Origin of the sequence: Bacillus sp. JJ1503, from assembly GCF_036965125.1 — a bacterium.
Classification (GTDB): Bacteria; Bacillota; Bacilli; order Bacillales; family Cytobacillaceae; genus Cytobacillus.
In genome coordinates this window covers 11,877-34,241 of sequence record NZ_JBALOZ010000086.1, presented here as the reverse complement: position 1 = coordinate 34,241, position 22,365 = coordinate 11,877, and the positions used below count along the sequence as shown (strand labels likewise).

15 protein-coding genes and 1 pseudogene are annotated in these 22,365 nt (G+C 38.1%); 5 read left to right on the top strand and 11 right to left on the bottom strand.

The genetic code is table 11. The features are described 5' to 3' along the window. Positions 1 to 173: 173 nt before the first annotated feature. The 5 genes from V7149_RS07960 to V7149_RS07940 all read right to left on the bottom strand — a co-directional run bounded on the left by V7149_RS07960 (position 174) and on the right by V7149_RS07940 (position 7,682). Positions 174 to 995, bottom strand: a complete 822-nt coding sequence (locus V7149_RS07960; RefSeq protein WP_335345114.1) for a C39 family peptidase — start codon at positions 993 to 995, stop codon at positions 174 to 176. A 64-nt stretch (positions 996 to 1,059) separates the two neighbouring features. Continuing rightward, on the bottom strand, positions 1,060 to 2,907 hold the full coding sequence (gene asnB, locus V7149_RS07955; protein WP_335345113.1) for an asparagine synthase (glutamine-hydrolyzing): 1,848 nt from the start codon (positions 2,905 to 2,907) through the stop codon (positions 1,060 to 1,062). 85 nt (positions 2,908 to 2,992) lie between these two features. Further along, entirely contained in the window at positions 2,993 to 4,531 is a 1,539-nt protein-coding gene (locus V7149_RS07950; RefSeq protein WP_335345112.1) for a Mur ligase family protein, read from the bottom strand. A 54-nt stretch (positions 4,532 to 4,585) separates the two neighbouring features. Next, entirely contained in the window at positions 4,586 to 5,761 is a 1,176-nt protein-coding gene (locus V7149_RS07945; protein ID WP_335345111.1) for a carboxylate--amine ligase, read from the bottom strand. A 184-nt stretch (positions 5,762 to 5,945) separates the two neighbouring features. Further along, positions 5,946 to 7,682, bottom strand: coding sequence for a methyl-accepting chemotaxis protein (locus V7149_RS07940; protein WP_335345110.1), 1,737 nt, complete (start codon positions 7,680 to 7,682; stop codon positions 5,946 to 5,948). Positions 7,683 to 8,122: 440 nt separating this feature from the next. Here V7149_RS07940 and fdrA point away from each other — a divergent pair. The 5 genes and pseudogenes from fdrA to V7149_RS07915 all read left to right on the top strand — a co-directional run. Continuing rightward, positions 8,123 to 9,856 (top strand): annotated as a pseudogene (fdrA, locus tag V7149_RS07935) (acyl-CoA synthetase FdrA); the annotation flags it as partial. Further along, a complete protein-coding gene (locus V7149_RS07930; protein ID WP_335345160.1) occupies positions 9,842 to 11,131 on the top strand; it encodes a DUF1116 domain-containing protein in 1,290 nt (429 codons plus the stop codon). The pseudogene fdrA and the gene V7149_RS07930, both read left to right, overlap by 15 nt. A gap of 291 nt (positions 11,132 to 11,422) precedes the next feature. Further along, positions 11,423 to 14,068, top strand: a complete 2,646-nt coding sequence (locus tag V7149_RS07925; protein ID WP_335345109.1) for an ATP-binding protein — start codon at positions 11,423 to 11,425, stop codon at positions 14,066 to 14,068. A 1-nt stretch (position 14,069) separates the two neighbouring features. Next, entirely contained in the window at positions 14,070 to 14,783 is a 714-nt protein-coding gene (locus V7149_RS07920; RefSeq protein WP_335345108.1) for a response regulator transcription factor, read from the top strand. A gap of 183 nt (positions 14,784 to 14,966) precedes the next feature. Beyond that, the gene (locus tag V7149_RS07915) at positions 14,967 to 16,220 is read left to right on the top strand and encodes an MFS transporter (protein WP_335345107.1); all 1,254 of its coding nucleotides are present in this window, start codon (positions 14,967 to 14,969) and stop codon (positions 16,218 to 16,220) included. Positions 16,221 to 16,285: 65 nt separating this feature from the next. Here V7149_RS07915 and V7149_RS07910 read toward each other — a convergent pair whose 3' ends face one another. The 6 genes from V7149_RS07910 to V7149_RS07885 all read right to left on the bottom strand — a co-directional run bounded on the left by V7149_RS07910 (position 16,286) and on the right by V7149_RS07885 (position 22,298). Beyond that, entirely contained in the window at positions 16,286 to 17,473 is a 1,188-nt protein-coding gene (locus tag V7149_RS07910) for an MFS transporter (RefSeq protein ID WP_335345106.1), read from the bottom strand. 236 nt (positions 17,474 to 17,709) lie between these two features. Beyond that, positions 17,710 to 18,330: a DedA family protein gene (locus V7149_RS07905; RefSeq protein ID WP_335345105.1), complete on the bottom strand. Its 621-nt coding sequence runs from the start codon at positions 18,328 to 18,330 to the stop codon at positions 17,710 to 17,712. Between the two features lie 185 nt (positions 18,331 to 18,515). After that, positions 18,516 to 19,217 carry an ABC transporter ATP-binding protein gene (locus V7149_RS07900; RefSeq protein ID WP_335345104.1) on the bottom strand — a complete coding sequence of 234 codons (702 nt, stop codon included), beginning with the start codon at positions 19,215 to 19,217 and terminating at the stop codon, positions 18,516 to 18,518. Positions 19,218 to 19,228: 11 nt separating this feature from the next. Continuing rightward, positions 19,229 to 20,005, bottom strand: a complete 777-nt coding sequence (locus V7149_RS07895) for an ABC transporter ATP-binding protein (RefSeq protein WP_335345103.1) — start codon at positions 20,003 to 20,005, stop codon at positions 19,229 to 19,231. A 4-nt stretch (positions 20,006 to 20,009) separates the two neighbouring features. After that, on the bottom strand, positions 20,010 to 21,302 hold the full coding sequence (locus V7149_RS07890) for a branched-chain amino acid ABC transporter permease (RefSeq protein ID WP_335345102.1): 1,293 nt from the start codon (positions 21,300 to 21,302) through the stop codon (positions 20,010 to 20,012). A gap of 9 nt (positions 21,303 to 21,311) precedes the next feature. After that, a complete protein-coding gene (locus V7149_RS07885; protein ID WP_335345101.1) occupies positions 21,312 to 22,298 on the bottom strand; it encodes a branched-chain amino acid ABC transporter permease in 987 nt (328 codons plus the stop codon). Positions 22,299 to 22,365 lie beyond the last annotated feature (67 nt).

Genomic DNA, 22,365 nt, shown 5'->3' with positions numbered 1-22,365 from the left:
ATCAGTGGGGGATGAAGGCAGACTAAGAACACAGCGTCCTGTCACAATGTCTGCACTAGCACTTCCTGTACGTTGAACCCCACTGATTGAAGTTTCACTTTATCAGAAAATGAAAAGCAAAAGAAATTTCACCTGCATCTAGATGATGCGGGAATTTCTTTTGCTCTCACTGTTTAGTTTCCACTTTTGACTATTACGGTCATCGCATGACTGCCAAGCTCTTGGTAGCTTTTAAAAAATGCGTTTTTATCATAAGTCATTTGGCCGACTAAAGGATTCATAACATGTACTCTTTTTTCATCATAGCCATTTAAAACGACAGCATGTAAATTAGTTGGAGCAGTAAATTTCTCCCCTGTACCATGAAAATACCAAGAATAATTTAGTTTCGGCTTCCCGAGATCCAAAGTTACCCAAACTAATACAGGAGTTCCTTTATTAAGCTGTTTAATTAAGTCCTCTTTCTTGCTTCCGCTTAAATCGAGGGTCTGAATCTCTTCACCCGCAACCTCAGAATACTTCTCCGCTGCAGTAATAATTGGAGGGGCATAGCTGAAAAAGCCGCCAGTCTCGCTTCTAGGGTTTCCGGCATACGCCTTATAAGGATTGGCTCCATATCGGCGATTGTTCTTCGTGGAAAATGACTGTTTAGGCAAATATTGATCTGCCATCTCCGTTTTAGAAACCTCATAACCATACGTTTTCAGAATAGCTGTTAAAGAAGTAATTTCACAGCCATGCGGGAGTTCCGGCAATTGTTTGACTGTTTGAACAGGGATAAAAACCTCTGTTATTTTCATCTGTCCTTCTTTTGTCCAGTCATACCTTTTCACATAAGTCGGAACATTGAGTTTTGTAATGGCCTCAATGCCTGTAAAGTCTACTTCCGAATTAGCACTGCTGTTTACCTTCAATTGGTTATTTACCGTGTTTATTGTCAAATAAACGACAAATACAAGGACTATAAAAATAGTGCTGACTACTATTTTCCTCACTCATATTCATCCCCTATAACTTATGTCTGGCCCTAGCGCTTCAATGCGCCTCCACTTTAATCTCTTACATTTCTTTAAAAAACTTCTTATACCATACAAGGAACACATAAACCGTCCAAATGTAGCGGGCATAGTTATGTTTCTTTGTATAATGCTCTTCCAAATATCTCAAAAGTTCATCCGTGTTAAAGAACTCTTTCGCCATATCTGATTGGAACATTTCCTTCACGATCTGATAGTATTTCTCTTCTTGCAGCCAAAAACGAATCGGGACTGGGAAACCAACCTTTGGACGATTTGCCCATTCATCAGGAAGCACCTCACTTGAAGCAGCCCGCAATGCATACTTTGTATCTTTGCGATTCACTCGAAGTGAGCTAGGCAATTTGGATGCCATTGACATGACTTCTTTATCCAGGAATGGAACCCTTAATTCAATGGAATGAGCCATACTCATTTTATCCGCTTTTAAAAGAATATCTCCAGGCAGCCAAAGTTTTAGGTCAAGATACTGCATTTTCGTTACATCATCTTTCCCCTTAACTTGATCAAATACTTGTTTCGTAATACTTTGTACAGTGGGCCCGTTTTTATACCCATCCTTTAACACTTTAAAGGCATCTTCTTCTTCAAAGACTTTAGCCTGTCCAATGAACTTCTCTTCGATCTTTTGGCCGCCTTTTACTAAGAAGGTTGTAATTTTATTTTGTGGAAGGGCACCGCCGACCTTAGATAGCACACGTCTGATCGCGTATGGAACCTTTTCATATTTTTCTAGTTTGGCTGATTTTTGATACCATACATATCCGCCAAAAATCTCGTCTGCACCTTCACCGGATAAAACGACTGTTACATGTTCCCTAGCTAATTTGGATAAGAAATATAGAGGAACGGAAGAAAGGTTCGACTGCGGCTCATCCATATGGTATTGAATCGTTGGCAATGTCTCAAAGCATTCATCAGCATTCATAAGCTTCCTATAATTTTCAATATGGAGAATGTCTGATAACTCTTTAGACAAATTCGTTTCATTAAAGATCCCTTCGTAATCTTTAAATCCGATTGAGAATGTTTTATTAGGCTTCAGTAATGCCGTAATATAGCTGGAATCAATACCGCCTGATAAGAAGGAGCCAACCTTTACATCACTGATTTTGTGATAGTTAACCGATTCTCTCATCGTGCTATTAATTTGTTCAATATAGTAATCCAAGCTATTCTCTTGCTCATCAAAGTTAATATTCCAGTACTGCTTTATTTCCATTTTGCCTTGTTTATAGATCATGTAATGACCTGGCTTGAGCTTGTACACACCTTTAAAGAAGGTTTCATCTAGAACTGAATATTGGAAGGTTAAATAAGGCATTAAAGCATCCTTATTTAATTCTTTTTTGAAGCTTGAGTTCTTTAAGAATGATTTAATTTCGGAACCAAAGATAAAGGAGTTGTCTGTTGTGTTTTGCGTATAGTAAAGAGGCTTAATTCCAAAGAAATCACGTGCCAGGAGCATCGTTTCCTTTTTCGTATCCCAAATAGCAAAAGCAAACATCCCTCGAAGCTTCTGCAATAAGTCTACGCCGTACTCTTCATAACCATGGATTAATACTTCACTATCTGTATCTGTTTTGAAAATATGGCCTTTTTCTAATAGGTCTTTTTTCAATTCTTGATAGTTATAAATTTCCCCATTAAAAATTAACACACAGCTTTTATCTTCATTAAACATCGGCTGACCAGCTTCTTCAGATAAATCAATAATGCTTAGGCGTCTAAAGCCAAAGGCAATATTCTTATCTGTATAAGATTCTCCGCTGTCGGGGCCTCTATGAATAATGGTATCCATCATATCATTTATTGTTTGTTTCTTATCTAATTCTGGGTTAGCATGAGCAAAACCAACAAAACCGCACATTTTATATCACCTTTATTTTAGAATGTTAACCTTAAAACGGGACCCTGAGGCCCCCGCCATGCAAATTGTAATTTTACACCATTTCTCACTGGCCTGAAACACGGTTTCGAAGAGGCATGAATAATTTTTCTTTTGAAAAATCCACCTTGATTTTTTCAATTTGATGTAAAGCAATTTCAGCCCCGTGATCCATTCCTTGGCAGCCTGCCAGAAGAATTAAATCGCCTTCTTCTGCTCTTGCCAGTGCCTTAGCGATGGCATCCGGAAGCTCATCACATAGCTTAACCTTTATGCCAGCTTGATCCATTACCTCTTCAAACACCTGCTGCTCTTCATCTGTCACCTTATCTTTTGACGTGACATGGGAGATGCTCTTTGTGGCAATCACCTCATTAAAGCCTAGCTTTGGAGCCCAGTCTGCAATGGTTTCCGCGTTTTCCCGATTGACTGTAGGACCTCTTTCTCCTCTGATTGCATAAACTAAATGAAGCTTCTTATAATCCATAAATTTCAATGTTTCAAGAGTCACATTAATATTCCCAGCATTCGCAAAATGATCATCAATGATTTTGAAATCATCTTCAAAAATGAACTCGAATCGGCGCTCTACTCCGCCAAATGTCTTTAGAGTCTTTTGGATTGTTGAAACAGAAACATTGGACAGCAGCGCCACTGTAATGGCTACCATTGCATTATAAACAGAATGCAACCCTGGAACAGCAAGTTCAATATCGAACTCTCCCGGGATATATTCTGTATCCTTTACTTTAAACGCTTTTAAAATTTCCACTGTAAATTTAGCTCTTCCAGTCGATAAATCTAAGTTTTTACAATGAATATGCCCTTCCTTGCTTTTCACACCAAATGTAACGACTTGTGCTTTTGTTGCATTGACTAAAGAAGAGGAATATGGGCAATCTAAGTTTAGGACGGCGAAGCTATTTTCACTCGCATTTCTAATTAAACTAGATTTAACTTCAAAGTATTTTTCAAAAGAGCCATGTGAATCAATATGCTCACGGCTCACATTATTAAGTGTGACAATATCGTAATCCACTTGCTCGACCCTGTGCATTTCTAAAGCTTGGGACGAAACTTCCATACTTACATGAGTAACTTCTCGTTCCACCATCTCGTTTAAGTAATATTGTAAATCTAGAGATTCTGGTGTCGTCAAATCAGAAGGGATCGAAGTATCGTCAATTTTAATAGAGACTGTTCCGATCAATCCAGTTTTGAAGCCTTCATTCTCTAGGATGGCATTCGTCATATAAGAAGTGGTTGTTTTTCCATTTGTCGCGGTAATTCCAATCATATTCAGCTTTTTAGACGGATGATGATAAAAGTGAGCACCTAATCGGGCTAAAGAAATCCGGCTGTCTTCTACTAAATATTGAGGAATATCGATTCCTTCTTGGAATTCCTCTACAACCGCTGCGACAGCTCCGTTTTCTGCAGCTTGTGCCAAATATTTATGCCCGTCCGTTTTATATCCTCGCACACAAACAAAAAGGTGTCCATTCGTAACCTTTTGGGAATGATATGAAACGCCGTATATATTTAAATCTTGTTCATTCATAACATCTTTAACTTGTATTGATTGAAGAAGTGTTTCAAGCTTCATCGTTTTTACCTCTTTTCTGCATCAGCAAACAATCGTTGTGGAATAAGTATTTACTTAATTTTTCTTCAATATCTTTCCTGCGAGTTTTTTAAAGTTAACAAGTCCAGGCTTTGGATCCTTCCAATCCCAAATAGCATAGGACTTTCGTTTCATCAGTGATTGCAGCACTTGTTTTCTTGTTAGCTGCCCAGTTTTAATATAGCCGCGGATGGCCAATAAATCTTCATAGGCATACCAAAACACACGGTGTTTATCTTCTTTTACTGCATATGGTTCAAGCGGGGATCCTGTTAGTTCTCGATAAGTAATATATGGGAAATTCACCCCAACCTCGTATAATAGATTGTTTAGATTTGTAATGCGGGCATTGATTTCAATTAAATAGTACTTACCTGTCTCAGCGTCCTTTTTAAACTCAATTTCCGCAAATCCCTTAAACCCGATGGACTCTAAAAATGGAGCCCCAATATCGTACAGCTCTTGAACATATTTCTGCTCTGTATACACGGATGCACCGAAATTAATTGGGAATTGGCGATGCTTTTGACATGTCACCCAATGAGTAACCTTTGCATCCTGGTTTAAATACGCATCAAATGTGTACATATGATCATCAAAGCCAGGAATAATTCTTTGTACGATAACTTCTAAATTGGCATTCTTCGACTTTTCAAGAGCAGCTAATAATTCTTCCCGATTAGAAACTTTAAACAACTTTCTTCTAAAATGCGCAACAAAGGCCGGTGAATCTGTCGGCTTTACTATACACGGATATTTAAGCGTTGTTTCCACTTTTTCAATAAAGTTTTCTTCATCTATTCTAACCGTTTCTGGGACAGCCATTCCTTTTTCCACAGCTAAAGCATGCAAAGCTTCTTTATTCATTACTTTCGTGTAAAGGCCCTTTTCGGTCTGAGGAATAAGATAGTGCTCTCTTATCTCATCTAAATGCTCATCAACGATTTCTACATATGAATCATGACAAGGAATTAAAACAGGCTTTACACTCTGCTTTTTCGCATAATCTATTAAATAATTAATAAACCCTTTTGGGTCTTCTTTATAATACGGGGCAATTAGCCTTTCAGAGCAATATTTAGATTCAGAGCCATATCGGTCCTCTTCTGAATAATCAACAGCAACTGTATATATGCCATGAATCCCTAAACAGCGAATTGTACTTAAACCTATATAATAATTACATCCTAAAATTACAGCTTTATTATTCAAACTCTCATCTCCTTGAATACCTTTTTACGATATTCTTCGCTATATAGATATTGACATACAATTACTTAACCGTGCAAGAGATAATCAATAATTTCGGCCAAATAGCATAGGTAGTTTCTGGGTTAAATGTTATAAGCCGCTTCGAGGGAAATCCCGGAGCGGCTTACATGTTTTTTAAATCTGTTTAAATTGTAAAAGTTCTGATCGAATCCTGAAGCTTTTCTGCCATTTTTGCCAGCTCATCGGAGACTGATGCGATTTCTTCCATTGAAGCATTTTGTTCTACCGCGATCGCTGCAATATTTTGTGAATGATTAGCGGATTCTTCAGCAATATTGGTTGTTTCCTCTATTTTTAATACCATCGATTCAGCACCTGAAGAAATTTCATGGACTGCTATCGATACCTTATTCATTTGAGAGGATACTTGTTTAATATCCTCAACGATCTTTTGGAAGAAATCACCGGCATGATTGACTAGTTCGATTCCTCCATCTACTGAAAGCTTGCCTTCGTTCATCGCTAATACGGATTGATTAATATCTTCTTGAACACCCATAATGAGTTGATTGACAAGCTTTGCTGCTTCCCTTGATTGCTCAGCTAATTTACGAACCTCATCAGCAACTACGGCAAATCCCTTTCCGTGTTCACCCGCTCTTGCAGCTTCAATAGCCGCATTCAGTGCAAGTAAGTTTGTCTGCTCGGCAACACTCGTAATCATCGAAACTATCTTGTCAATTTCGTTTGATTTTTCTTCTAAAGCATTCATTCGATTTGCTGTAGAGTCTGTTTGGCTTTGAATTTGTCTCATTTGATTAATGGTTCTTTTAATGACATCATTTCCATTTTCCGCTACAGAAGTAGTCTGCTGCGACATCCCATGAACAATCTCTACATTTTCTGCAATGTGGGCAATTTTATTAGAAATGGTTGAAACGACTTGATTCGATTCCAATGTTTTCTCTTTTTGAGTATCCGCGCCTATCGCTAATTCCTGAATAGAAACGGCTACCTGTTCAACGGATTGACTCATTTGTTCACTGCTTGCTGATAGTTCTTCCGATGTTGCAGCCACTTGTAAAGATGTATTTGAGACATCCTTGATAATCTCTTTTAAATTGGCCGTCATCTGATTAAAGTAGTTAGCTAACTGCCCAATTTCATCCTTGTTTTTTACCATTAGCTGCTCGGAGCTCAAATCGCCTTCTGCTACTTTAGCAATTTGCTCCGTAACTAATTTAATTGGTTTAGAGAGATGCCCTGAAAACCAGATAATCAGAGTGCCTCCAATTAAGAGGGAACAACCTAGGACAATTAAGAGCACTGATAAGAGGTGGTTTGCTCCACTATTAAAGTCCATCAAGTAGGAGCCTGCTATCACTACCCACCCCCAATTAGGATCAATCTCTGCATAACTAATTTTTGGTTCTATGCTTTTTTCATTTCCGGGAACGGCAAAGTCAAATGTAACGAATCCCCCGCCGCTTTCAGCCTTTTTAATGAGCTCCTGAGTGGAATATGTACCATCTGGCGTCTGAGAATTATAAAGGTTTTCTCCTTCTTTCATTGGATGAGCAATGGCTATCCCCTGTTTATCCAGCACGAAGAAATAGCCATATTCCCCCATATCCACCTCTGTATCGATGGAGCGCTTACCCTCTGCATTCAATTCCCCGAGTAATTTAAGCTTTGCCTGTTCCTGAGCTTCCTCAAGAGACAGACTTCCTTTCTCTACCTCCATATTCAATACATCAATCATTTGAATAGCCATCTTGACGTTGTTTTTCAATCCGGTTGCCCCTAACTCGTCCAAGCTATCCTTTGCAGAAGTATAACTAACGATTCCAATAACCAATATTGGGAGGGCTAACAATACAGAGGTAATGGCTACGAGCTTAGTTCTAAGATTTAGTTTCATACTTTTCCCCTTCTAGCAATTTCTATTTTTGTCGATTCTTATATCGGTAATAAACAAAAAGATTAAACAATAAAAATTTGAATAATTTTACTTTACAATTCATTTCTTCCCTCTATATAAAATACATATTCTGGTCTATTTCGGAACAATTACGTTGTATGCTTTTACTCAATGAATACTAATAGGAAAGCAATTTGTGGAGTTTTGGCAAATAAAAAAACGAAATCTAAACTACTAAGATAGTTTACTATTTGCCATTCAAAGAAAACCCGCTAATAAATGAGATTTTTATGTTTTTTTAATGTAATCGCTTACTATTTTATTCGAATGTAATGGTTGTTAGGCTACGATAAATTAGAAGAGATAGGATTGGCTTAGTTGGGATAGTCAAAAAGAATTCTCAAGTCTGGCCAACAAAAATCATATAGAGGTGATTACGAGTGCTTCACACAATTATTCAAAAGAATTCGTATCAAGATTCTATTAACTTAATGCTGCTCACGAATGCTGTGGCAACAACAGAGGGAGTTAACAAAGTTCAAATCATGATGGCAACCCCTTCTAACAAAGATATTTTTAAGGATGCAGGCTTGTATACAGATGAATTAGGCGCTGCTGAATCAAACGATATGGCCGTTGTTGTTGATACAGATGATGAAAGCAAAGTTGCTGAAGTTCTTGAAAAGGTAGAAGAATACTTAAAAAATCAAGCAATCAGCGGAAAAAGCCAGCAGTTTGAAACGGTTCGTACTTGGGATAAAGCCCTTAAGTCAGCCCCTGATGCTAATCTGGCACTTATTTCTGTACCTGGTCAGTATGCGGCGGAAGAAGCTGACAAGGCATTAGATTCAGGTCTTCACGTATTCCTATTCAGTGATAACGTTCCTGTGGAGGAAGAGGTTAGACTTAAGCAAAAGGCGCATGACAAGGGACTTATTGTTATGGGTCCTGACTGTGGAACAGGTATTTTAGACGGGATTCCACTAGCATTTGCTAACGTTGTAAGCAAAGGGCGAATTGGAATTGTTGGTGCATCTGGAACAGGTATTCAAGAGGTATCTACAATTATCGATCGTCTTGGTGAAGGTGTTAGCCATGCAATCGGAACAGGCGGACGCGACCTTAAAGATTCAATTGGTGCCATTACGATGATGGATGGAATTAAAGCATTAGAAAGTCATAAGCAAACAGACATTATTGTTGTTATTTCTAAGCCGCCAGCAAAAGAAGTACGCAACAAGGTAGTTGAATTGCTGCACAGCTTATCTAAGCCAGTTGTAACGATTTTCATTGGAGAAAAGCCAACAAAGCATGAAGGCAATGTTTATCAAGCTTATACACTTGCAGAAACTGCAAAAATTGCTGTTGACCTTGTAAGAGGAAATCCAATTAAAGAAGAATATAATGCTGGCGACTATAAAGTGGCTGATGTTTCATTAACACCTGCACAAACTTCAATTAAAGGACTTTTCTCAGGCGGAACAATGGCTTCTGAGGCAGCCGTTTTAATTTCAGATGCACTTGGACTTGGCACTGAAATCAAGAATGAAGAGGGCTATGTTTTAAGACAAAATGGCCACGAAGTAGTTGACCTTGGTGATGACAAATATACACAAGGTAAACCGCATCCAATGATTGACCCTGAAACACGTGCTAAATTTATTGAAAAAGCTGCACAAGATGAGAAGACAGCTGTTATCCTGCTTGATTTCGTACTTGGCTACGGTTCTCATGAGGATATGGCTACTGCATTGCTTCCTTCTATTCAAAAGGCAGTGGCACATGCGAAAGAAAATGGCCGCAACCTGTATGTAGTTGCATCCGTTTGCGGAACATTAAACGATCCACAGGATTTTAACGGCCACAAAATGCGTCTTGCAGATGCTGGAATTATTGTTAAGGATAATAATAATGAAGCAGTCCGTACGGCTTTAAGTATTGTTGGCCTTGAAGTAAATGATGTGAAAAAAGCGCATGAAGAATCAGCATCCTCAGCAAAGGATTTTGATTTAACAACTTCAGAACAAATTTCCAAGCTCGTAAATAATAAGCCAACCATCATCAATGTTGGATTAAAGAGCTTTACTGATGCATTAGTTGCAAATGGCGCTTCTGTCGTTCAATATGACTGGAGACCAATTGCAGGCGGAAATGAAAAAATGAGAAAAATTCTTGCTCAGTTAAACACCCAACACAATTCAATGGACGAAGCAAACAAAGCCGTAATAGAAAAAATCTCTGGAGCAGCTCCTTTTCTAGTTGATGTAGTCCCCGCAAAGGAAAAAATTAAAGAATTAAATGAAGGCAAAGTCCTTCTTCATGCTGGACCGCCAATTAAATGGGATGATATGACTGGTCCAATGCAAGGATCTTGTATTGGTGCTGCTTTATTTGAAGGCTGGGCTAGTTCTGACGAAGAAGCTATCCAAATGCTTGCTAATGGGGAAGTTACATTTATTCCTTGCCATCATGTAAACGCTGTAGGTCCAATGGGCGGTATTACTTCTGCAAACATGCCTGTCTTTGTTGTGGAAAACCGTTTAGATGGAAACGAAGCATACTGTATCATGAACGAAGGTATTGGTAAAGTTCTTCGTTTCGGTGCTTATTCTGATGAAGTGATCAATCGTTTAAAATGGATGCAAAATGTGTTAGGACCGACTATTTCTAGAGCATTAAAGCTTACAGAAGATGGTTTAAATCTGAACGTTATGATTGCAAAAGCCATTACAATGGGTGATGAATTCCACCAGCGTAATATTGCTGCGTCCCTTATTTTCCTTAAAGAAATCAGCCCATATATTGTACAATTAGATATAGAGGGTAAGGATCTGAAAGATGTAATTAAGTTCTTAGCTGATACTGATCAATTCTTCCTAAATATTGCTATGGCAACTAGCAAAGCTGTCATGGATGGAGCTAGACAAATCCAGGAAGGTACAGTTGTTACAGCTATGTGCCGGAATGGTAAAGACTTCGGTATTCGTATTAGCGGTATGGGTGATGAGTGGTTTACAGCTCCTGTTAACACTCCTCAAGGTCTGTTCTTTACTGGATACTCACAAGATGATGCTAACCCAGATATTGGTGATAGTGCCATCACCGAAACATTCGGTGTAGGTGGTATGGCTATGATCGCCGCTCCTGGTGTAACTCGTTTCGTTGGAGCAGGTGGTTTTAATGATGCCCTTACCACAAGTAATGAAATGATGGAAATCTGTATTGATCAAAACAGCAACTTCACGATCCCGACATGGGATTTCCAAGGAGCATGTCTTGGAATTGATGCACGTAAAGTCGTAGAAACTGGCATTGAACCAGTAATTAACACAGGTATCGCTCATAAAAATGCCGGTGTAGGACAAGTTGGTGCCGGAACAGTGCGTGCTCCAAAAGAATGTTTCGAAAAAGCACTTGAAGCATACGCAATTAAATTAGGCCTTGTCTAATATAATCAAATAACAAATTTATTTGAATGGAGGAATATGAAAAGAATATTCCTCTATTCCTTGTAAACAATAAGGTTGGAGCTATACAAAAGAATTTTTTATAACCGTATGAACATCCTTATGGGAAATCATTTGTTTTTTATTGGAACCGTAAAAAGCGGCAAGCTTCTGGTCAGTATTCATATTCATTGCGAAGCCGTTCAAAGTGTATTAACATGGTGTCTGTTTATGCTTATTATAAAGCATGGGCAGATACCATTTTTACTAACCTCTTTCGAAAGGAAAGAAACCATGAAAAAACCCCGTTCCTTTAAAAAAGAACTTATTTCTTCCTTCTTAACTATAACTTTTTTCTCGATTGCGTTACTTGGAGTATTCCAGGTTTATCAGTTGTATTCATTAATTAATGAAAATCAAAAAAGTCAGGCACAAACGACTAATTATTTATCTGATTATATTCGAAACTATGTATTAGAACATAAAAGAGCCATTCAAACAGAGTCACTTACTATCCAAGAAAAGTTTATGAATCAAGATGTGGAAGGTATTCAAATCCAGCTTAAAAATATAAAAGAAAACTATCCTGGATTCGTTAATATGTATGTTGGAAATATTAAGGGACAGTCCATCGTTTTCTATCCCGAAGTATTCACAGATGGAGTAGAGAGAGAGAATCATAACTTCAGTGACCGATCCTACTATAAGGAATTATTAAAAACGAAGGACGCTGTCATCTCTCCCGTCTTCCATGGCCGGGGCGGAACAGACACTCTATTAGTGACGATCGTTTCTCCGATCAAGAATGACAACGGAGACATGATCGGCTATGTGCTTGGAGCATTAGATTTGAACGCATTAGGTGAACATATAAAAAAACGCACCTTTGGAGAAGGCGGCCAAGCTGTTGTGATTGACCAGGATAAAAATGTGATTGTTCATCCAACCATTGATACGAGAAGAGAGCTCGTCAATTTTTCAGGGTCAGAGGTTACACAGTATATCGAAGAACAGCGTAATGATGAGGGCAGCAGTTTTTTTAATATTGAAAATCAGCAGGAGGAATTTTACATTACGTATGTGAAGATCCCCCCTCTTAATTGGACTGTTTGGATAGAAAAACCGACTGATGCGATTATGAAAACGTATAAAAATGCCATTATGATGATAGTAGTCTTTCTGCTTATTACAGTCATTCTGATGATTGGCGTCAGCCTGCTCTTAACAAATCGGCTGGAACGAACGATTCATCAATTGCTGAATTACATTAAAGATTACACGATTGGCATCAATAAGAAGCATCGAATAACAAAGAAGATTAAGGGACCCAAGGAAATGGAAGAGTTGTTTTATTATTTTAATAACATGATTCAAGAGGTAGAAAGAAATAAAAAAGGCTTAATGGAACTAAATAAAGAGCTTGAAGGCAGAGTGCAGGAAAGGACGGCTGTCCTAGAGCATAAAAACTCAGAATTAAAAGCAGTAAATAAATTGATTACCTCCGTTTCTTCTAATAAGGACTTGGCCCATTTTATTCAGCACTGTTTGAAAGAAATTGAAGCGTTTATGGACTATTCTATTCATATATTCTTTCTAGATTTAGCTGTTACAAACAATTCCATTCGTACAAACCAAAATTTACTGCAGTATCTCAGTGAAAATATGATTGGAGATCAGCAGTATTTGGAGCCAATACAAATAGAACAAAAAAATAAAGGATATCTAATTGTCGACATGACCAGCGATAAATCAATTAAGGCCAGTGATCAAGAATTTCTTCATACGTTTGCCAGTTCATTATCCGTTATGCTGCAAAACAAGTTTTTATTTGAACAAATTCGCAATAAGCATGCGATACTTGAGGCTGTCTTGGAAAGTATGTCAGAAGGATTAATGCTATTGAATAATCAAAAAGAAGTGGAGTATGTAAATGAATTTTTCTTGAACGTTGTGGCAAATGATGAAGACGTTGACGATGAAATTGAGTATGAGTTTGAGTACCGTAACGGATTAGTAAGCATAGATGATGTATATAAACGCTTTATTACTCTTTTTGATGTGGATAAAGAAGATTTGTCCGCATTCTTCGCGAACGAAAGAGGAGAACTTAAATTAGAGGAAAAGAATAAATCAAAGAAGCCAAAATATTATTTGCTTCATAAATTCTCTGTTATGCTAGATGAAAACATTATCGGTGAAGGCTTAGTTTTACGAGATATTACAGAGGAAGAGGAAATTGATACATTAAAAAACAATTTAATCTCGCTGACTTCTCATGAATTTAAAACACCGATAACAAATATTAAAGGCAGTGTAGAAACGCTTCTTCGTTCTGAGGTTGAATGGGAGCCTGAATTCCAGCAGGAGCTTTTAGAAGGCGTTCACGAGGATATTGAACGGATCTTACATTTAGTTAATGACTGGATGGATATCTCTAAGATTGAATCAGGAACTATGTATGTGGAACGAAACATGATTCGTGCGGACCATGTTATTGAACAATCGATAGAACAAATACCTTTATCACTTAAAGCAGAGGCTAGTTTGAAGTTTAATAACAAACTGCGGGACGGCTTCACCTTCTACGCAGATAAAATACGCGTTCAGCAAGTACTAGTCAATTTATTTACGAACGCCCTTCGTTACAACGATTCCATTGAAAAGAAAATCGATATTACGCTAGAGATTGAAAATAATTATATTAAAATTACGGTTTCTGATAATGGGATCGGTATATCAGAGGATCATTTAACAAAGATTTTCAATCGCTTCTATCAAGTAGATGTTACAGCAACACGAAGAACAGGCGGTACGGGCTTAGGTCTTTCCATCTGTTTAGGGATTATGGAAGCTCATGATGGAAAAATTGAGGTGAAGAGTGAGCTTAATAAAGGAAGTACCTTTATTCTATATTTCCCGATCATGAGAGGAGGAGAATGAATTGAAGGGCCAAAAGATTTGTATTGTAGATGACGAACCAAAAATATTGCGATTTGTTTCTGCCAACTTAAAATCCATTGGTTATGAAGTAACAACGGTCAATTCAGGTGAAGAGTTATTTGAAAGATTCGACCTTATTTCACCTGATTTAATACTGCTTGATATTATGATGCCTGGACAGGATGGCTTCGATGTGCTTGAAAAACTTCGCAAGTTCTCGGATGTTCCTGTCATTATGCTGACAGCTAGAAGCAATCCACATGATAAAGTGCACGGTTTGAATGTTGGTGCAGATGACTACTTAACAAAGCCTTTCTCATTAGATGAGCTTTTTGCCAGGGTTAATGCTGTTTTGAGAAGAAGTCAATCAAGCTATGCTGAGCCTGGATTGGCAAAAACTCCGATTATTCGAACGGGAGATTTAGCACTCGATCTTGGCAGCAAGCGATGCTGGATTAATAATGAAGAGTTTAAGCTTACTCAAACTGAGTATTCAGTTATGGAAATATTAGCGCTTAATTTAGATAAAGTTGTCCAGCATGAAACCTTATTATCAGAAGTTTGGGGTCCGCAATACCGAGATGATGTAGAATATTTGCGTGTCAGTATCGCAAGAATACGCCGAAAGATCAAAGATCTTTTGCACAGTAAAGAAGAATATATTGTAACGTATCCCGGTCTTGGATATATGCTCAGAAGCGTACCGAAAATTTAATGTTTTTGTTACCCGTATTGCTAGATGCAATATGGGTATTTTTTTTGAATTTAATCTTTTTGTAATGTTAACCTTACCTTTTTTATTCGTCTGCAACGCAAGATGACTTATAGTGAGATTGTAGTTATTAATACCTTTCCTTACTGCCAGCATATAAAAATAATCAAATGGGAGGAAGACAAAATGGCAAAGGTTTTGGAGCAAAATGAGCCCGCTGGAAAAGGCGGAATCCCATATTGGGTCAAAATTGTAACCGTATTCTTTTTAGGTTGGGTCGCACTATATGCTACTCGTACAATTCTGAACCCGATCATGGGCGACATTCAAAGTGAGTTTGGTTTAAGTAATTCACAGCTTGGTTTAATTATGAGTATTTTCTTCTTAGGATATGCAGGACTTAACATTCCTTCAGGTATTCTAGGGGATAAAATCGGGAAAAAGCGAGTGCTTGTACCAGGGGTTATTCTATTCGGTGTTTTTGCCGCAGTAACTGGTATGATGCCAACATTCTTCCTATTTATGACATCTTGGATAATGGTAGGTATTTTCCAAGGCTTCTTCTATGGTCCATCTTACGGTCTATCATCTGAAGCGATACCTCCACACCGTATTACATTAGGTAGCGCGATCATTAACAGCGGAATGGCTTTCGGTACCTCTATTGGTTACTATATTTCAAGTTATTCTGTTCATGAGTTTGGAATGAGCTGGAGATCACCATTCTTCATCATCGCTATTCCTGTCGTTCTAATCGGATTAGCTATGTGGTGGGTAATAAAAGAAAAGCCAAAATCGAAAGCAGAGAAAGCTGCAGAAAATAATGGCGAAAAGCTTAAAATTGGAGAGTTATTTAAGAATCGAAATTTAATTGCAGCTTATATCACGATTTTCAGTGCCATCTATGCATTCTTCGTAGTTATTACTTGGATTCCTTTCTACTTAGAGCAGGAGCGCGGCATTACCGGCGGAAGTGTTGCATTCGTATCATCCCTTGTTCCTTGGGCTGCGATTCCAGGCTCCATTTTATTCAGCTGGATTGCAGACAAAATGGGTAAACGTAAGCCTGTTCTTTTAGTCATGATGCCATTATCCATCATTGCACTAGTATCCATTGTTTTCTTCGATAGTATGGCAGTATTATATGCCGCTTTAATTGGATATGGTATTTTCGGTAAAATCAGTACAAACCCTGTTTTAGTTGCGGTTATCGCTGATAATGCGCCAAAAAATGCTTATAGTACATCATTTGGTGTTTATAACTTTATCGGTATGTGTGGTTCTATCCTAGCACCTTACATTACCGGATTCCTTACAGACGTTACAGGAAGCTTAAACACAGGATTCTATTTCGCTGGTGCTTTGCTCCTTGTTGGTACAATTGCCGTCTGTTTCATTGATGAAAACAACCGACCAAACGTTGAAGGTGCAACTAAATAATAAAATAAAGCAAAAATCCCGAGTCTTTATAGAGATTCGGGATTTATTATTATGTTCACATTGCTCTATTTTCTATTTAGCTCGGGCTTATAAAAAATTGTTTTACTAGATTTTATTGCATATATTCTATATAAAACAAAGGCTATGAGTGATAAAACAGCCCCAGATATGTATGGAAGTCCTGCTTGGATCGAGAATAGCCAGCCTCCTAATGGTGGGCCAATAATTCTGCCAAGCGAATCAAAGGAAGATAGCAGTCCTGTTGAGCTTCCATGACCTGCCATCGACCTTTTCGTAATTAAAGCTGATACAGTAGGACGAATTACACCATTTCCAACCCCAAAAATCGTTAAAAACAGAGCAGCAGTTGCAAAGCTATCAACTAGCAAAATACAGGCGAACCCAATGGCTGAAACGATAATTCCGCCTTGAATAACAGTTCCCTCACCAAACTTCTTCGTTAATCGCCCTATGAGCCCTCCTTGAACAACGGCACTTGCAAGTCCCATAATCATAAAGATATAACCTAATTGTACGGTTCCTAATCCAGCCTTTTTCGCAGCGAAATAAGCAAATGTTGCTTCCAAGCCAGAGAGCGATAAGGAAATAAATAGCTGGAGCATAAATAAAATGGATACCGAGCCTTTGAATGCACTCCATATCGAAGCTTTTTTCTGTGTTTGATTAAGTTTGGATTCCTCGGTTAAAGACTCTTTTAATATGAATAAAACGAGGATAAGCGTTAATGCCGATGTTGTACCTGCTATGTAGAAGGGCATCGTTAAGCTTATTTTTGAGAACATACCGCCGATAGCCGGTCCGAAAATAAAGCCTAAACCCGTAGCGGCACCTATAATCCCCATGCCCTTCCCGCGATTCTCCTCTGACGTTATATCAGCAACATATGCCATAACTGTTGGCATATTAGCAGAAGATAACATTCCTCCTATAATTCTTGCAGCAAACAGCATCCAAAGCTGACTTGAAAATGCCGTTAAAAAAAACGAAAGCGACAATCCGGCGATCCCGATTGCAATGACTGGTTTCCGCCCAATTCGATCTGATATTCTCCCCCACACTGGCGCAAAAAGCAGCTGCATTAAGGAATACACAGCCATTAACCAGCCTAGCTGGGCTGGACTTGCCCCGATTTCTTCTGCATAAAAAGGGATGACAGGGATAATAATTCCGAAGCCTACCATTACTAGAAACATAACTAAAAATAAAATAGGCAATGCTTTTTTAGTTTCCAATGAAAATCTGTCCTCTCAGAAAAACTTTTAATTCTATAATTTTATTGTATTATTTTGTGGTATTATTTTCTATCCTAATACATTGTATACCCTGATTCAAATTACATTAAGAAAATGCTCTATTTTTAATAATTGTCGCTATCAATTTATTAATTAAATTGAAACTCCCATCCAAATGAAAAAGAGCAACCGCCCTCCTAATCCAACTTAGGCAGTTACTCAACTTTTTCTATAAATTAGCTATTAGGTTTTCTCTCTTTTCGCTTTTTAATATACCAAACAATAACCAAGACAAATAATATAACGATTAGTGTATAAACGACAGTCGAGAACTTATCCATAATTTCTACAATATACTCCCAATTAGATCCAACCGCGGCTCCTAAATTAACTAAAACTGTATTCCAAATGAGTGTTCCTATAGTTGTAAAAAGTAAAAATAACCAAAAGTTCATATTGGACATTCCAGCTGGGATAGAAATTAAACTCCTAATAAGAGGAATTAATCGACAAAACAGGACAGTCCAAATTCCATATTTATCAAACCAAGCATCTGCACGATAAATATCATCTTTTGTCAAACGCAAAAAACGTCCATACCGATCAATGATTCTTTCTAATCTCTTTACATCCATTAATAAACCAAGACCATACAATATAACAGCTCCCATGACAGAGCCTAATGTTGCTGAGATAATAACACCTGTGACACTTAGATTCATGCTATTTGTCAAATATCCCCCAAAGGTAAGAATAACTTCTGAAGGAATGGGAGGAAAAATATTTTCAACGGCAATTAGTAAAAATACTCCCCAATACCCAAATTGCTCTATTAAATCTTGAATCCAGGATTCCATAAAATCCTCCATTTTCTTAAACTTATAGCTAGCTTTGTTCCTTACTCATACCTAGTGATAGTATCATTTTTTTTCTAAAATAAAAACCAATATGGAATAATACCTCTCAATAGTTTTCAGAACAACAAAAAAACGCTTGGATAGAAAGTATCTAAGCGTTAGATTAATATGAGATTTAGGCTATCTTATGCTAAATATGCTTCACGGACTTCTTCATTCTTAAGCAGCTCATTGCCGTCTCCTTGAAGTTTAATTTCTCCTGTTTGAATCACATAACCTCTATGGGCAATTTGCAGAGCTTGATAAGCATTTTGTTCAACCAGTAAGATGGTTATGCCTTCTTGATTTAGTTCTTTGATGATTTCAAAAATTTGTTCCACAATGATTGGCGCAAGCCCCATTGAAGGCTCGTCTAGCATTAATAAATCAGGTTCCATCATAAGGGCTCGTCCGATGGCAAGCATTTGCTGTTCCCCTCCGCTCATCGTACCGCCCTTTTGCTCAAAACGATCTTTCAACTTAGGAAAATATTGAAAAACCCTTTCCATTCTTTGATCAATTACACTCTTATTTTTTACAGAAAAGGCTCCCATTAATAAGTTTTCCTTGACCGACAGTTTTGGAAAAATCTTCCGGCCTTCTGGCACATGTGCAATCCCCAACAAAGTCGTTTCATGGGCAGGCTTATTTGATATTTCTGATCCGTTATAGACAATGTTACCATTCGTTACTTTCGCTAGGCCGCTAATGGATTTTAAAGTGGTTGATTTTCCTGCTCCATTACTGCCGATAAGAGTAACAATTTCACCTTTATCCACTGCAACATCTATCCCTTTTAAGGCCTGTATCCCGCCATAGTAGGTTTCAACATTTTTTATTTGAAGCATGTTTTATCCCCCTATCCAACCTGAACAGCCCCAGTTCCTAAGTATGCTTCGATAACCTTAGGATTGTTTCGAATGTCTTCAGGCTTTCCTTCTGCAATTTTTTCGCCATGGTCCAGTACAACGATATGTTCAGAAATCTTCATGACCAGCTTCATATCATGCTCAATTAAAATAATAGTCAGATTGAATTCTTCTCTCATTCTTTTGATAAGCTGAGTAAGTTCGTTTGTTTCTTTTGGATTCATACCTGCAGCAGGCTCATCTAGTAATAAGACCTTTGGATCCGCAGCAAGAGCTCTTGCAATTTCTAGCCTTCTTTGAGCACCATAGCTTAGATTGCTTGCTTTCTCATTTAAAAGGGGAGCAAGTCCTACATATTCCAATAATTGATACGCTTTTATTTCAGATGCTCTTTCTTCTTTGCGAATGGCTGGAAGATTGAATAAAATCCCCATAAGTCCTGCTTTTAAATGTGTATGCATGCCTACAAGAACATTTTCGAGAACTGACATTTCATTAAACAAACGGATATTTTGAAAGGTTCTTGATATTCCTTTTTTTGATACCTCATCCGGTTTTAAACCGTTTATTTTTTCATTTTCAAGCAAAATACTGCCGGATGTTGGCTGGTACACACCTGTAATCATATTAAAAAATGTTGTTTTTCCTGCCCCGTTCGGTCCAATCACCGCTGTAATTGAGCTTTTTTCCACCTTCATCGATACATCTTGATTAGCAGTAAGGCCGCCAAATTGCTTTGTTAAATTTTGGACCTCTAAAATAGACATGCATCTACACCTCCTTCGCATTGAGCTTCTCATTTTCAGGTAAAATTCCTAAAGCAGCTTGACTGCTTCCCTCTTGTAAAACCTTTTCATCATAGACACGATTTTTTGCCGGCAAAAGTCCCTTTGGCCTATATAAAGCAAACAAGATTAATAGCAAACCAAATATTAATCTTTGCATTTTAGCCGGTGAAAGGGCATCTGGGATTGAAATTGCCCCTGACAAGCTTAACTGATTCAACCAATTTGTTATTTCAGTTAATACTTGAAGGTTCAGAATCGTCATCACAGCCGCACCTAGAATAACACCTGGGACACTGCCCATCCCGCCTAAGAGTACCATAACTAAAATCGTAATCGACTCGAGAAGAGTAAAGCTTGTAGGATCGACAAAGGCTTGTTTTGCAGCAAATACGACACCCATCATCCCTGAGAAGGAGGCACCGATTGCAAAAGCCATTAGTTTTGTCCGCACTAAAGGAACACCCATCGCTTGAGCAGCAATTTCATTTTCTCTGACCGCTTTCCATGAACGGCCAATTTTTGAATGCTCGAAACGACGGACCGTAAAAATGGTAAATAACAGGAGTACGAGTACAATGTAATAAAATTGACTTGGAAAAAGAAAATCTATTCCAAACAATCGAGGCGGGGTAACAGAAGGAATTCCCATTGCACCGTTTGTAATATTAAGCGGGCGGTCAAGGTTATTAAAAATAATTCTAATAATCTCGCCAAACCCTAATGTAACGATTGCTAAATAATCCCCTTTTACCCGAAGAACCGGAATTCCGAGTAAAATTCCAAACAACGCTGCAACTAAACAGCCCAAAATAATAAAGATCCAAAAGCTTTCTCCTGAAAGTGGAAACGTACCAAACGGCATAAAATTCGAAGCTTGGGCTGTAGCAAAAATCCCATATGTGTATGCTCCAACAGCAAAGAAGGCGACAAATCCCAAGTCAAGAAGACCAGCCATTCCAACGACAATATTTAATCCGAGAGCCATTGCTATATAGATTCCAACAAGTGTAGCAACTTCCATATAGGATTGATAGGCATCTCCTTGACTTGCTGTGAACGGGAGTAGAAACACAAGAACAATTCCCGCAATCAGCCATTTCGTCAGATTTTTGAAATTTGTAAAATATAGCAATAACAAGGAAGATAATAATAGCAGGAATGCAGTAACTGACCTTTGTGCCATAAATAAACTTAATGAAGAAACTCCGATGTAAATTAAAAGAAAAATTCCATGTGCCATTTTGTTTTGTTTATATTTATCCCATAGAGTTTTCATTCTTCCCACCTACACTTTCTCAGCGACCGGTTTGCCAAGTAGACCCTCCGGCTTAAAAAGTAACACGATGATCAAGATGGCAAAGGCAAAGACATCTTTGTATTCGGCACCGAATAATCCACCGGTTAATAGTGTTAAATTGGCAGATGCAAACATTTCCATTACTCCGAGCAACAGCCCCCCTAGCATAGCACCACGAATATTTCCGATGCCGCCTAATACTGCTGCTGTAAATGCCTTTAACCCTAGAATAAACCCAATATACGGATCGATTGTTCCGTATTGTACGGCAAATAGTACCCCCGTTGCTCCACCTAGAGCAGACCCAACAAAAAAGGTGATTGAAATGACCTTATTCACATTGACTGACATTAAGGAAGCAGTTTCACGATCTTGAGCTACAGCCCTCATAGCCATTCCCCATTTTGTTCGATTAACAAAGAAGTCAAGACCAATCATCATAATTATGGCCGTTACAAGCACAATAACAAATGATGTTTTAATAGATGCATCGTTAAAAATAGAGCTAATGGAAGAAGCTTTAATTGAAATTTGATTTGTAAAAAGACTTGGTCCCGTTACGATAAAGTTTCCTTTTTTCAATTCAGCTATGAATCTCACAATATCTTGTAATAAAAACGAAATACCAATTGCAGTGATAAGGGGGATTAATCTAGGTGCTTTTCGTAACGGTCGATACGCTACTCGTTCAATCCCCATCCCTATAAAGCCAGTTAGGATAGCTGTTAATAAAAGTACCGTAATCAGCATAACAATTGCAGGCACCGCTGAAACCCACCCTATTCCTGTCAAAACGATGAGAATCGCTGTACCGATAAAAGCACCTGTCATAAAGATCTCACCGTGAGCAAAATTGATTAATTCTAATATCCCATAAACCATCGTGTACCCTAAAGCAATTACAGCATACACAGCTCCTAAGGTCAGACCGTCAATTAAAACTTGAGGGATTGTTTGCAATAATTCAGTCAGCATACGTTACCTCCTCTTTCAAATGTAGAAAATAGAAAAGCGTAAGCGCCTTGGTCACCCCCGACAAGCA